6 protein-coding genes are annotated in these 15,217 nt (G+C 47.0%); 5 read left to right on the top strand and 1 reads right to left on the bottom strand.

Annotation, left to right across the window (positions count from 1 at the left end):
* The 4 genes from F3I09_RS30640 to F3I09_RS30625 form a co-directional block, all read left to right on the top strand.
* On the top strand, positions 1–2,379 hold a 2,379-nt coding region (locus F3I09_RS30640; protein WP_149698866.1), incomplete at its 5' end, for a T9SS type A sorting domain-containing protein.
* Between the two features lie 407 nt (positions 2,380–2,786).
* On the top strand, positions 2,787–9,212 hold the full coding sequence (locus F3I09_RS30635) for a gliding motility-associated C-terminal domain-containing protein (protein ID WP_188134023.1): 6,426 nt from the start codon (positions 2,787–2,789) through the stop codon (positions 9,210–9,212).
* Positions 9,213–9,250: 38 nt separating this feature from the next.
* Positions 9,251–10,249 (top strand): type IX secretion system membrane protein PorP/SprF, encoded by a 999-nt coding sequence (locus tag F3I09_RS30630; RefSeq protein ID WP_188134022.1) that lies wholly within the window; start codon positions 9,251–9,253, stop codon positions 10,247–10,249.
* A 13-nt stretch (positions 10,250–10,262) separates the two neighbouring features.
* Positions 10,263–12,098 carry an OmpA family protein gene (locus F3I09_RS30625; protein WP_149698863.1) on the top strand — a complete coding sequence of 612 codons (1,836 nt, stop codon included), beginning with the start codon at positions 10,263–10,265 and terminating at the stop codon, positions 12,096–12,098.
* On the opposite strand, the gene F3I09_RS30620 is transcribed toward F3I09_RS30625, so the two are convergent.
* Positions 12,089–13,438 carry a sigma-54 dependent transcriptional regulator gene (locus tag F3I09_RS30620; protein ID WP_149698872.1) on the bottom strand — a complete coding sequence of 450 codons (1,350 nt, stop codon included), beginning with the start codon at positions 13,436–13,438 and terminating at the stop codon, positions 12,089–12,091. The two genes, F3I09_RS30625 and F3I09_RS30620, sit on opposite strands and share 10 nt — an antisense overlap.
* A 545-nt stretch (positions 13,439–13,983) precedes the next feature.
* On the opposite strand from F3I09_RS30620, the gene F3I09_RS30615 reads away from it, so the two are divergent.
* Complete coding sequence (locus tag F3I09_RS30615) at positions 13,984–15,213, top strand: acyltransferase family protein (protein WP_149698862.1); 1,230 nt, start codon at positions 13,984–13,986, stop codon at positions 15,211–15,213.
* Positions 15,214–15,217 lie beyond the last annotated feature (4 nt).

The following is a 15,217-nucleotide window of genomic DNA, read 5'->3' as shown; positions in this document are numbered from 1 at the left end:
ATCGCTACACCACAGGTACTGACTTGTGACAGAACAAGCATCAACTTAACGGCATCCTCTGGTACGGCTAATACTACGTTCACCTGGACTGGTAGAACTGCAGGCCAGAACCCGATCAGTGTAACTGCACCTGGTAAGTACTATGTAACAGCAACAACAGCGAATGGTTGTTCTACCATAGACAGCGTAACTGTAACTCAGGATATCAATAAACCAAGCCTGACGATCGCTACACCACAGGTACTGACTTGTGACAGAACCAGCATCAACTTAACAGCATCATCTGGTACAGCCAATACCACGTTCAACTGGACTGGTAGAACTGCAGGCCAGAACCCGATCAGTGTGACAGCTCCTGGTAAGTACTATGTAACAGCAACAACAGCTAATGGTTGTTCTACTATAGACAGTGTGACCGTAGCTCAGGATATCAACAAACCGAGCCTGACAATCGCTACACCACAGGTACTGACTTGTGACAGAACCAGCATCAACTTAACGGCGTCCTCTGGTACAGCAAATACCACGTTCACCTGGACTGGTAGAACTGCAGGCCAGAATCCGATCAGTGTGACTGCTCCTGGTAAATATTATGTAACTGCTACTTCTGCTAATGGTTGTATCAATACAGATAGTGTGACCGTGACTCAGGATATCAATAAACCGAGCCTGACAATCGCTACACCGCAGGTACTGACTTGTGACAGAACGAGCATCAACTTAACGGCATCCTCTGGTACAGCAAATACTACGTTCACCTGGACCGGTAGAACTGCAGGCCAGAACCCGATCAGTGTAACAGCACCTGGTAAATATTATGTAACGGCGACAACTGCGAATGGTTGTTCTACTATAGATAGTGTAACTGTCACTCAGGATATCAACAAACCAAGCCTGACAATCGCTACACCACAGGTACTGACCTGTGACAGGACAAGCATCAACTTAACGGCATCCTCTGGTACAGCAAATACCGCGTTCACATGGACTGGTAGAACTGCGGGTCAGAACCCGATCAGCGTAACAGCACCTGGTAAGTACTACGTGACAGCGACAACAGCGAATGGTTGTTCTAGTATAGACAGCGTAACGGTGGTTCAGGATATCAATAAACCAAGCCTGACAATCACCGTGCCTCAGATACTGACATGTGACCTGAAAAGTGTAGACTTAACAGCGTCATCCGGTACTCCAAACACAACCATCACGTGGACAGGATTTGCAACTGGTCAGAATCCGGTAAGCGTAAATACTTATGGTAAATATTATGTAACTGCCACATCCGCGAACGGTTGCTTTAAAAAGGATAGCGTAACAGTAATACAGAACATTACGCTTCCTGCCGATGTACAGGCAAGCAACGACGGACCGCTGGTTTGTACGAAGACGATGGTGAAAATTACAGGTAACACTACTACAGGAAATGTTTCTTACCAGTGGACGGGACCGAGTAACTTCAGTGCAATTACCAAAGATGCGAATGTAAATACGAAAGGCACCTATTCATTAAGAGTTACCAACAACGCGAATGGATGTTATGTTACTACGTCTACAACAGTAGATCAGAACATTACACCTCCTGCAAACGTACAGGTAACTAACGATGGTCCGCTGACCTGTGATAATGATATCGTTACGCTGCAAGGTAGATCCGATCTCGGAGGCGCTACATACCAATGGAGCGGACCTGGAATCAATAACGAAGCGACAGCAACCATTTTTGTTACAAAACCCGGTACATATACCCTATCAGTAACAAACCCGGGCAATGGTTGCTTCGTCTCTACGAAAACAGAAGTAAAAGAGGATAAGAAACTACCGGATGCAATTATCAACGCACCAGCAGCAATGCCTGAACCGCTGAGTGAAGACGTGATCACCGCACAAACAGTTGTTAACGCAACTTATGCATGGACATTGACTTCGCCTGATGGCAGCTGGCAGATGATAGATGGTGATAAAACCGCAACACTGATATACCAGTCGGGTAATGCAGGTGTGAAGGGCACATTTGATCTCATTGTAACAGATAGAGGCAATGGATGTCAGAACACCGCACGATTGATATTGACGGCAACACCTGCTACCACTACTATGGCGTTAGCGGCGACAGCACCAGTGGAATACAAGACTTATCCTAACCCGTTTGTCGATAAGACGTTCATCACGTTCAAATCACCGGTAAGTGGAAAAGTGACAGTGGAGATCTATAACGCCCTGCAGGGACATATGGAGAAGCTGTTATTCAATCAGCAGGTACATTCAGGAGAAACGTACAAGTTAACACTTGACGCCGGAACGCTGCCAGCAGGTGCACACTTCTGTGTCATAAAAGCTAACGGAAGAACATATACGAGCAAGCTGTTACTCGTAAGATAAGATTATAACAGTTGGATATTTATTTTCTTACATGCTTCGGACGCTTTCCTTTTCAGGAGAGCGTTTGGGGCATGTAGGAAATTTGTCCATAATAGCATTTACAGATGAGTTTTATTTCTTATTGTTAAGTAATTATATTATTTTTATATAATAACAACAGTGATTAATTATCAATTTTACACCTATAATACCCTTAATCTATGCACAACTTTACTAGTACCTGTATCCTGTTGACTTGCCTGCTACCAGGTAAGTTTAGCGTTTTATAGACAAACCATATAATACCCAATGTTTGTCTGAAGAAAATATTAATACTACGTATATTCTGTTACGTGATAGATGTTGATCATCATCCTGCCTGATCAGGAATGTATGCTGCATGCTATACGTTAAACTGCTGTTGCCTTATGTATCAGATATCTGGTTCTAACAACACTTACCTGCCTGTAAAATCACGGCAGAGGCTTCCCCTTTTTATAAAGAAATGGCATAGCGCTGCATTGTTCCTTGCGCTAAGTATGCTTTTCGGCGGATGGCTATTAGCCATGAATCGTTTGCCCGATACCCGGAAGATGAAACAACCTGTCGCCAACAATCCTCATAAAATGGCTGATGGCGTGGATATATTTGATGTGGCACAGGCAGAGGAAGCCGGCGGTCATGGTACTATCGCCTTTAGAATGGTGAGCGGAGCAGTTGCTCCGGTAGATATAGTGATCAACTATACAATAAATGCCACGGTAACAAATGCTGCCGGCAATGGTGTGGATATTTTGACCTTGCCGACCAGCATTACACTGCCTGCAGGACAAACAGAAGTCCTGCTGGATATTGCTGCAATAGATGATTCATTTATTGAAGGTGATGAGAATCTTGAGATTACAATGACATCTGCTTTAGGCACAGATGGCGTTGATTACCTGACGCCTCACAGGGGACTTACTACCACCGTAATAGATAATGATAACCGTATCAGCATTGAGAGAGTGAACAACGGAAAGGAATTGGGCGGTGGTACTGCAAGTGATGGAAACTTCCTCATCAGTTTACCGCCATCTCTTACATTCAATGAAGATATCCATGTAAAATATGCCATAGGTGGTACCACTACCGCTACTGGTGGTCCGGGCGCAACATATGACTATAATAATACCACACTGACCGGAGATATAGTATTGCCTGCCAATACCAACAGCCTGACGCTACCGATCAAAGTGAACGATGACCAGCTGGTGGAAGGAAATGAAATTGTGGAGATGACGATAAAGGACAATAGCTTATCGGCGGTATCCAGTATAAAATTCTCTTATAACCCGGCTAAGAAGACAGCTACAGTTATCATTGAAGATGATGATATAAATATTCCTATTGGTGTGCAGAGTACTGTTAACGGGAAGGAACCCGGAGGTACGGGTAATGACGGTAGTTTTACAGTTGGCTGGCCCAATGGATATTCTGCTGCCGTAAGTGTTCTTGTAAGATATACAATAACAGGTACGGCAACAAATGGTGCGGACTATAATACGATCACGCTGACGAAAACAATTCCTGCAGGTACCAGCAATGTAACAATACCAGTAACAGTAAAGGATGATGCGACCATAGAGGGACCGGAAACCGTGATTCTGACCATTACCACCTTAACTGGTTTGTCAGGGCTGACAATAGGCAGCAGTAATAATCCAGGTACCGTTACTATTGCGGATAATGACGTGAAATCTTCGCAGCAATGGAAAAGCGCCAGCTATCCTGGTGCAGCTACCGGAGGTCCGGTGAAGGCAGGAGAGCTGATCACCTATACTGTACATGTTCGCAATACCGGCAACGTAAATCTTACCGGCGTAATCATCACTGATAATATTCCAGCTAATACACAGTTTGTAAGCGCAGATGGCGGCATCGTACCAGATGCTACAGGTAAACTAACCTGGACAATCCCTACTATAGCAGTAGGCGTAACAAATGAGATACGCCGTTTTACGGTAAGAGTGGCGAATGATCTGACCGGTGTTACCAATATTACCAATACCGCATCAGTGGACAATGGTGATGGTACCGGCGATCATCCTACAACGCAGCCTGATCCGAACAACCCGGATAATCCGCATCCTACTCCTGATCCCAATGATCCATCTACTGATATACCTGTTGATGGAGGTGGCAATCAATCCGCTAACTGGAAGAGTGCCAGCTACACCGGTTCAGGGGCAAGCGGGAAAGTAAAATCAGGCGATCTTATTATTTATACGATACATGTCCGCAACACCGGTCATATAACGATACCCAGTGTTGTTATCAATGACAATATACCTGCCTATACCGTATTTGTAAGCGCAGATGGTGGTATTGTTCCTGATGGTACCGGTAAACTCACCTGGACCCTTACAAACATCCCGGTAGGTGGCGCTGATGTGACCCGCAGTTTTGTGGTGAGAGTGGCAACTGATCTTACGGGAGCGACCAGCATTATCAATACAGCTGGTGTAGACAATGGTGATGGCACAGGTGAACATCCCACTACGCCGCCTGATCCTAATAATCCTAACAATCCGGACCCGAGCCCTGATCCGAACGATCCTTCCACGGAAGTGCCGGTTGATCAGATCAAAAAATCTGCTAACTGGAAAAGCGCCAGCTACACGGGTTCCGGTACGAGTGGAAAGGTGAAGACAGGCGATGAGATCACATACACCATCCATATCCGTAATACGGGTAATGTCACGCTGACAAATGTTTTGATCAGCGATATGATGCCTGCTTATACCACCTTTGTAAGTGCCGATGGTGGTATTGTGCCGGATGCTACCGGGAAACTGAGCTGGACCATCCCGGGCATTGCGGTGGGAGCTGCAGATGTAGTACGCAGCTTCAAGGTAAAAGTGGCGGCTGATCTTACAGGTGCTACCACTATTGTCAATACTGCAGATGTAGATAATGGTGATGGTACAGGTGGTCATCCTACAACACCGCCTGATCCTAATGATCCAAACAATCCGCATCCGAACCCAGATCCGAATGATCCTTCTACCGAGGTGCCGGTTGATAATAATAAAAGCTCAGCCAACTGGAAGAGCGCGACCTATACAGGCACCGGCGCTGGTGGAAAAGTGAAGGCAGGTGATGAGATCACGTACTTTATACATATCCGGAATACGGGTAATGTAACACTCACCAATGTGAAGGTCAGCGATGTGATCCCCACTTATACTTCCTTTATCAGTGCAGACGGTGGCATTGTGCCGGATGGTACAGGTAAATTAACCTGGACGATCCCGAATATAGCCGTGGGGGCAGCAGATGTAGTACGTAGTTTCAAAGTAAAAGTGGTGAACGACCTGACCGGCGCTACCAGTATCCTTAATACAGCTGATGTAGACAATGGTGATGGTACGGGAGATCATCCTACTACGCCGCCAGATCCTAATGATCCTAACAATCCAGATCCTACTCCTGATCCGAATGATCCATCTACAGATATACCAGCAGATGGAGGCGGCAATAAGTCTGCTAACTGGAAGAGCGCCAGCTACACCGGTTCCGGGGCAAGTGGCAAAGTAAAGTCAGGTGATCTTATTACTTATACTATACATGTCCGCAACACCGGTCATATAACGATACCGAGTGTTGTTGTCAATGATAATATACCTGCCTATACCGTATTTGTAAGCGCTGATGGTGGTATCGTACCTGATGCTACAGGTAAACTCACCTGGACCCTTACAAACATCCCGGTAGGTGGCGCTGATGTGACCCGCAGTTTTGTGGTAAGAGTGGCTACTGATCTTACAGGGGCTACCAGCATTATCAATACTGCAGGTGTAGATAATGGTGATGGCACCGGCGAACATCCTACAACACCGCCTGATCCGAATAATCCAAATAATCCGCATCCGAGCCCTGATCCGAACGACCCTTCCACAGAGGTACCGGTTGATCAGATCAGGAAATCTGCTAACTGGAAAAGCGCGAGCTATACAGGTTCAGGTACGAATGGAAAGGTGAAGACAGGTGATGAGATTACATACACCATTCACGTCCGCAATACAGGCAATGTAACGTTGACAAATGTGTTGATCAGCGATATGATGCCTGCTTATACCACCTTTGTAAGCGCCGATGGTGGTATCGTGCCGGATGCTACAGGAAAACTGAGCTGGACCATCCCGAGCATTGCGGTGGGAGCAGCAGATGCAGTCCGCAGCTTCAAAGTAAAGGTGGCAAGCGATCTTACAGGAGCTACCACTATTGTGAACACTGCAGATGTAGATAATGGCGATGGTACAGGCGGTCATCCCACTACTCCACCTGATCCAAACGATCCTAACAACCCGCATCCGAACCCTGATCCGAACGATCCTTCTACCGAGGTGCCGGTTGATAATAATAAGAACTCTGCCAACTGGAAGAGTGCGACCTATACAGGCACCGGCGCTAGTGGAAAGGTAAAGTCAGGTGATGAGATCACCTACTTTATACATGTTCGCAATACGGGCAACGAAGCGCTCACCAATGTGACGATCAGCGATGTAATACCTGAGTATACCTCCTTTATCAGCGCCGATGGTGGCATTGTGCCGGATGGAGCAGGTAAATTAACCTGGACGATCCCGAATATAGCCGTGGGTGCACCGGATGTAGTGCGTAGCTTCAAAGTGAAAGTGGTGAATGACCTGACCGGGATTGTGAGTATCGTTAATACTGGCTATGTAGACAATGGTGATGGCACGGGCGATCATCCTACTACACCACCAGATCCGAATGATCCTAATAATCCGCATCCTAATCCTGACCCGAATGATCCATCTACAGATATACCTGCAGATGATGGCGGCAATAAGTCTGTTAACTGGAAAAGTGCCAGCTACACAGGCTCAGGCGCAAATGGAAAAGTGAAAACGGGAGATATTATCACTTATACTGTGCATGTCCGTAATACAGGCCATATCACGCTGGCAAGTGTCATTGTTACAGATATGATTCCTGCTTATACGGAATTTGTTAGTGCCGATGGTGGCATTGTACCTGATGCCACAGGTAAACTCATCTGGACCCTTACAAACATCCCGGTAGGTGGCGCTGATGTAATCCGCAGTTTTGTAGTGAGAGTGGCAAGTGATCTCACGGGTGCTACCAGCATTATTAATACTGCCGGTATAGATAACGGAGACGGCTCTGGCGAACATCCAAGTACTCCGCCGGATCCTAATGATCCAAATAATCCACATCCGAATCCTGATCCGAACGATCCTTCCACCGAAGTGCCGGTTGAACAGGATAAAAGTTCCGTTAACTGGAAAAGTGCGGCCTACACCGGTACAGGTGTAAATGGTATGGTGAAGGCAGGTGATGAGATCACTTACACCATTCACGTCCGTAATACCGGTAACGTGAAACTGGATAATGTAGTTGTCAGCGACCTTATTCCTGCCTATACAACGTTCGTTAGTGCAGACGATGGCATTACACCTGACGCCGCCGGTAAATTAACCTGGACGATCCCCGAAATTTTATTAGGGGCGGATGCTGTGCGCAGCTTTAAGGTAAAAGTAGTGACCGATCTCACCGGTGCAGGATATATCACCAATACTGCGGATGTAGATAACGGTGATGGTACTGGCGGTCATCCTACCACACCACCGGATCCGAATGATCCGAATAATCCGCACCCAAATCCTGATCCGGATGATCCTTCTACGGAAGTGCCTGTAGATAATGGGAAACATTCCGACAACTGGAAAAGCGCCAGCTATACAGGAACAGGCGCCAACGGAGGTGTTACAACCGGAGATCTGATCACTTATACCATTCACGTAAGGAACAGTGGCAATGCTACCCTGACGAATGTTGTGATCAGCGATGAGATTCCGGCCTATACGGAATTCGTAAGTGCAGAGGGAAATATTACTCCATCCGCAGGTAAACTGACCTGGACTATTGCAGATATACCTGTTGGCGGTGCTGACGTTACACGTTCATTCACCGTGAAGGTTGTCGAGGATCTTACAGGCGCTTTGAGTATTACTAATACTGCGGATGTAGATAATGGCAATGGTAAAGGAAATGATCCTACCCATCCTGCTGATCCTAATGATCCGAATAACCCGATGACAAATCCTCCTCCTGGTCCTGCTACAGATGTGAAGGTGGATACACTGGTGCGATTTGAAGCCTGGAAGGGAGTCGTTACGGCAAGTGGTGCAGACAAGGCTAGTCCCGGGGAAATATTGACCTATACCATCCATGTACGCAATACAGGCAACGTTAAACTGCCGCTCATTACCGTGACTGATCCGGTGCCAGCACTCACCACTTTCCAGAGTGCCGAAGAGAATGGTCTTTTCAATGCGGGCAGCAATACAGTTACCTGGGAAGTCAGGGATATTGCTGTAGGTGCTGTTGCCGACCTTACGTTTAAAGTGAAGGTGGATGATAATCTGGATTCCGGAGCTGTTATTACAAATACCGCCGTGGCGTCTGACGGGAAGATAGATATACCTACCTGGGGTTGCGACCCTCATTCAGCGAATTGTAGTGGTACGCCGGGTACTGTTATAGGAACAGTGCCGGGTGGGGATCTTCAGTTTGCGAACGCTATGAGCCCTAATGGCGACGGTAAGAATGAATATTTCGTGATAAAAGGACTGGAGAAATATCCGCCTGCTGCTTTATACGTGTTCAATCGCTGGGGAAGTATGGTATACCAGTCGAAGGCATATCAGAACGACTGGTCTGCCAAGGGCTTAAGTGAAGGCACGTACTATTATAAACTGGAATTGAAACTACCGGGAGGAATAAAATTATACAAGGGATGGATTGTGATAAAACGAAACTGATGAATAAGGACATTTTTTGTTTTACAAAACAAACGGTTATGTGCTTAAGAAAAGGACTGTATACGGGGTTACTGATCATCGCCGGGTTGCGGGCTGGTGCCCAGCAGAACGTACAATTCAGCCAGTACGTATTTAACGGCTTGAGTGTAAATCCTGCCTATGCGGGATACAAAGATGCCTGGTATCTTAATAATATCTACCGGCAGCAATGGACTGGTTTTCCCGGGGCACCGATCACGGCGGGAGTATCTTATGATGGTCCGTTTCGCCCGCTCAAAACAGGAGCCGGTATTGGACTCGGGGTACAGCTGATGGCAGATATGGTGGGGCCGCAGAAGTCTTATTCTCTTTATGCTTCTTATGCCTACCGCATTCCCCTGGATGCGGAACAGACACGCCGTTTAAGCTTCGGGCTGGGAGTAGGGGTGACGCAGTATCACCTGGAAGGGAATACGCTGGCATACTTTGATGGCGACGATCCTGTTTTCCCCGGAGGCGGGGTAAACGCCTATACGCCCGATGCCAGGTTTGGCGTCTATTATAGCTCACCTTCGTTTTATGCAGGTCTCTCAGTGATGGATCTGTTCAGCAGGTATACCAGCACTAAGTATGCCTGGAAAGGATATAACTATCAGAATATCCGGAAGTCGCAGCATATCTACCTGACGGCAGGTGTGATGCTGCCACTGTCTGAACATCTGCAGCTGAAACCGTCCCTCATGATCAAGGATGATTTTAAGGGACCGACTAACCTGGATGTAAATGCCATGTTGCTGATCGACAGGGTATTCTGGATCGGCGGTTCTTTCCGCACGGCAGTACCTGTCTGGAAGAAACAATTGCCCAATGGGCTGGAATCGCTGAATGCTGCCAGTGCCATTGTCGAATACTATATTGGAGGAAAATGGCGCATAGGTTATGCGTATGATTTAAATATCAATGAACTTGCGGGAACACAGGGTGGATCGCACGAGATATCACTAGGTATTTTATTCCCGCAGAAGAAGTTCAGTACATCGAGTCCACGTTATTTTTAAAAGGGGGATTAATATGTTACGTTGCTGGTTCGTTAAATTGATTATTTTACTTTGTTGCCCCGTGCTCTTATATGGGCAGGAAGAGAAAAGCCTGATGGAATTGGGGGATGAAGCATTTGTTCGTGAAGAATATGCCGTTGCTGCCAATCTATATGGCAGGCTGGCAAATAAGAAGGGCAGGAAAGCGCCGCTTAAGCTACTGGAAAAGACGGCGCAGTGCTACCGGGAAATGGCCCGGTTTGCAGAGGCCGGGTATTGGTATATGCGTATGATCGAGCATCCCGGTTGTCCGTCATCCATTATGGCCGCATATGGCGAGATACAGAAGAACCTGGGAGAGTATGATACCGCCAGGTTATACCTGTCCCGTTTTAATCCGGCCAATGCAGATGAGGTCCAATGGAAAAATATGGCTATTGCGGGTTGCGACAGTGCGCTGGTCTGGAAGAAAGATACTGTGGCAACCTATGCGCTGGAAAATATCAAGGAACTGAGTACCGTGGGCGATGACTGGGTAAGTGGGGTAATGAAAGGGGGCCTGTTGCTGGAATCCAACGGGTATCGTAAAATGGCCCTGACGACAGGGTCAGAAAGAAATCCTGATATGGATCCCCGGGTCAATCAGCCTTATTTTAAACCATATCTTTTCAGAGAATATGCCAAGGGTAGCAGGGCAAATACCTTTTTGGAAGAAATACTACCGGACCTGCTGGGTAAACTACCTTACCATGTAGGTCCGGTATGCTTTAATAACAGGGAGGACACGGTATACGTCACTCTCAATGCAGATGGTAAAGACATGGCGGATAAGAAAAAGAAAGGGCCTGTGAACGGCCGCCGTTTAATGTCGCTTTACTGGTCTTTCAAGAAAGGGGACAAGTGGTCTCCGCTGGCGCCTGTCACAACGCTGAATGCTGCCGGTAGTTATACCGGTAATGCGGTATTGAATAGTATAGGCAGCGTCATCTATTTTGTGTCCGACAGGCCGGGAAGTATAGGTAAAATGGATATCTGGTATAGTGAGCGGCAGGCCAATAACCAATGGGGAGTACCTGTCAACTGTGGCCCTGTGATCAATACCCGCTATGATGAGACTTTTCCTACTATCAACGAGCAGGACGTACTTTACTTCTCCAGCAAAGGCCATCCCGGAATGGGTGGCTTTGACGTTTTCCGGTCAGAGGGAAGCAGTGGCGCATGGAGTCAGCCCCGCAATCTCCGTAGTCCCTTTAACTCGGGTGGGGATGATCTGGGCTTTATTATGAAAGGTAATAACTATGAAGGCTATTTTGCTTCCAATCGTCACGGCGGTGGAGGAGGGGACGATATATATCATTTCCTGGAAACGCATTTTACAGAAAAGCTGACCGACCCTTCTGCGGGTAAACCACCAGCGCCGGCTCCTGATAATACTACTAAAGCGTCTGAAAAGACGGTTGCCGACAATACGCCCCGTAAGCCAACGCTCAGTCCGACTGACAGTGCCGTGATACATAAGTTGCAGGAACTGCGTTTTCACTACGATTATAACAGCGCCATACTGTTGACTGAATCCAGGGAAACGCTGGACAGGGTGGCAGTAGTGTTACAGCAGTATCCTCACTGGAAACTGATGATACGTTCCTATGCGGATAGCCGTGGTACGGACGAATACAATATCAAGCTGTCGGCCCTGCGTTGTTATGCTGTGATAGATTACCTTATCAAAAAAGGGGTGTCACCACGCAGGCTCTATTATGAGAACCTGGGAGAAAGTGAACTTGTCAATCCTTGCGGAAATGATGTGCCTTGTCCGGAGGCTGAACACCGGGAGAACAGAAGGACTACGCTGCGCGTAGTTTATAACTGAGTATTGATCCCGTATTCCTCGATCTTACGATAGAGGGTAGCCAGGCCGATATTAAGCAGGCGGGCGGCTTCAGTCTTGTTGTTTTTGGTATGATGTAATACCTTGATAATATGCAGCTTTTCTACGCTGGCAAGATCAAAGGAAGAAAGTCCGGTAATGGATTTATCTGCTATCTGGAGATCCAGCGGGAGATGTTCTACGGATAGATCATCGCCTCCGGCAAGGATCACGGCTCTTTCGAGAACGTTCTTCAGCTCACGGATATTACCTTTCCATTCATGGAGCTGGAGCTTTTCGACGAAAGCAGGAGTGACCTGTGGTCTGCGCTGGTTGATCTTGGCAGAGAAGAAGCCGACAAAAAAATCCGTCAGGGCAGGGATATCTTTCTTTCTCTCTCTCAGAGGAGGCAGGGTGATGGCAAAGACGTTCAGACGATAGTACAGATCTTCACGGAAATGCCCCTTTTCGGCCTCTTCTTTCAGATCGCGGTTAGTAGCTGCAATGATCCTTACATTGACCTTGGTGGGCTTCGTATCGCCTACTTTGATGAATTCACTGGTTTCCAGTACCCTGAGCAGCTTGCTTTGCAGATCGGCTGGCATTTCCCCGATCTCGTCCAGGAAGATGGTGCCGGTATTGGCCTCTTCGATCAGGCCTTTTTTATCGCGGTTGGCATTGGTAAAGGCGCCCGCTTTATAACCGAAAAGCTCACTTTCCAGCAATTCCCGGCTAAAGGCGCTACAGTTCAGTGCCACGAATGGTTTACCGGCTCTCTTACTATTATTATGAATAGCCTGAGCAAATACTTCTTTACCGGTACCGGTTTCACCCAGCAACAGGACGGTCGTATCGGCAGGAGCTACTTTATTGGCCTGCTCGATGGCGTCGCGGATAGGCCGGGAGGTACCGAGGATGCTGTCAAAACTGTACTTTTTGCCTACCTGGCTTTCCAGTTTCTCAATGCGTTTCTGTAACTGGACCTTTTCAATAGCCCTGTTCAGCAGCGGGATAATGCGGTTGTTGTCATCACCCTTGGTGAGGTAGTCGAACGCGCCGTTCTTGATTGCCTGTACGCCGTCGGGGATATTGCCGTAGGCCGTCAGCAGGATGATTTCTATAGAAGGATATTTCTCTTTCAGCGTTTTAGAGAAGTCGACGCCGGTACCATCGGGTAGTTTTACATCACAAAGTACTACGTCAATTTCTTCCTTGTCGATTATTTTCTGAGCACTTTTAATATTGCCGGCTTCCACTACGTTAAAGCCTTCCAATGCAATAATCCTTTTCATCAGGCTGCGCAGTTTCTCTTCATCATCTATTATAAGGACAGTTCCGGTCATAAGATCATTTGCCGGCAAAATTACATATTCTTTGGGATCTTTATCTGATTGGGAAATGTCGGGGTAAATGGGCATCTTGTGGGATTATTAAAAAATGCGCATGATAATATTTTGTTTTATTTCAGATTAAAAGATAGCTGGCCGATGCAATTTTTCAACTCTTTTCCCCTATATTTGATCTGCTAAATGGTTGTCGCATATACGCACAATCTCCTCACTCCCTGTACACCACCGTTGTTACTTTTCATAGCCGCTGACTTCATAACCATCGCCTTCACAGAGTAGTTTTATCCTATAAAAACCTTATTTGATTTTATAATCTATTCCCTCATGAGGAATTTATCTCTATAATAATCCGTTCCCGGGTTGTCCCCGGGGTTGAAACCCCGCGCTACAAACACAACGCTCCTGACGGAGCTGAATGCGGCGGATATATACTCTTCTCCTGGGTAAATATTGCTATTGACCCCGGGAAGCCTGCCACATGTCAAAGAAAGTTTACCAGGTTTGCCGGCAGGGATACTTTAGCATTAAAATACCCTGCTATGCAAATTCATACTACTACCAGGCAAGCCTATCTCGACTGGCTGCGTATACTGGCCATCTTTGGCGTACTGATCTTTCATTCTGCCATGCCCTTTGGAGCCGAACTGGATTGGCATATCCGGAACAAGGAAACCAGTAATATTTTCCTGGAAATGATACACTGGATGCACCTGTTCCGGATGCCATTACTGTTCTTCATTTCCGGTACTGTCAGTTACTTCATGCTGCAACACCGGACAGGCGGTGGCTTTATTGGCCTGCGTGTCAGAAGGCTGCTCATTCCCGTGATCCTTGGTATCCTCGTCATTGTTCCTCCGCAAGTCTACCTGGAACGTGTCACACAGGGTTTTAAAGGTAATTTCTGGCAGTTTTATGGTCATATGTTCACAACGGGAGCATATCCTAAAGGAAACCTCAGCTGGCATCACCTTTGGTTTGTAGTCTACCTCCTGATCTATGATATTCTTTTTGCACCTGTATTCGTCTGGATTGTCTCTGCCAAAGGAGCGGCCTTCCGCAGCGCTTTGCAATGGCTGGATAAGGGGAAACGGGTATACCTGCTCGCAGTGCCTGGTATTGTGCTCTACGCGGCGCTGGCAAGACAATATCCTGAAACGAACGACCTCGTGCATGACGGGTGTTATTTCTTCTACTGGTTATGTTTCCTGCTGCCGGGTTTTATCTGCATTGCACAACCTACGCTGATGAACAGCCTGGAAAATAACCGGCGTACTTCCTTCCTGGTTGCCCTGCTGTCTATTATAACGATCAATTACCTGCGCTGGAATGATCTGGAGCCATGGGATACACTGATCAACTGGGAACATGATCCGCGTACTTATGCGTATCTTGCACTGAGGGCAATATGTGCCTGGGGATGGGTGCTCACCGCTATCGGTTATGGTAAGAAATACCTCGATAAACCACATCCGTCACTGAACTATCTGAACCAGGCAGTTTACCCTTTTTATATCTTACATCAGACAATTATTGTTATCCTTGCATATTATGTTGTGCAAACGTCGGATACGATCGGGACCAAATACCTGTTCATCGTAATATGCACCTTTATCCTGTCGATGGGTATTTTTCATTTGCTGATACGGCCTTATCCCGTTTGCCGCTTTTTATTCGGCATGAAGCCGCTGGCAAAAGCTAAGGAGAGGAAACAACAGCAGGGGCAACGAGAAGCAACAGAAGAGGGTATACTATTACCGGTATCATCATAAAACA

The sequence above is a fragment of the Chitinophaga sp. CF418 genome, from assembly GCF_900142925.1.
Classification (GTDB): Bacteria; Bacteroidota; Bacteroidia; order Chitinophagales; family Chitinophagaceae; genus Chitinophaga.
Note: the sequence above shows the minus strand (reverse complement) of the source record. Positions and strands in the feature narration are given on the sequence as shown.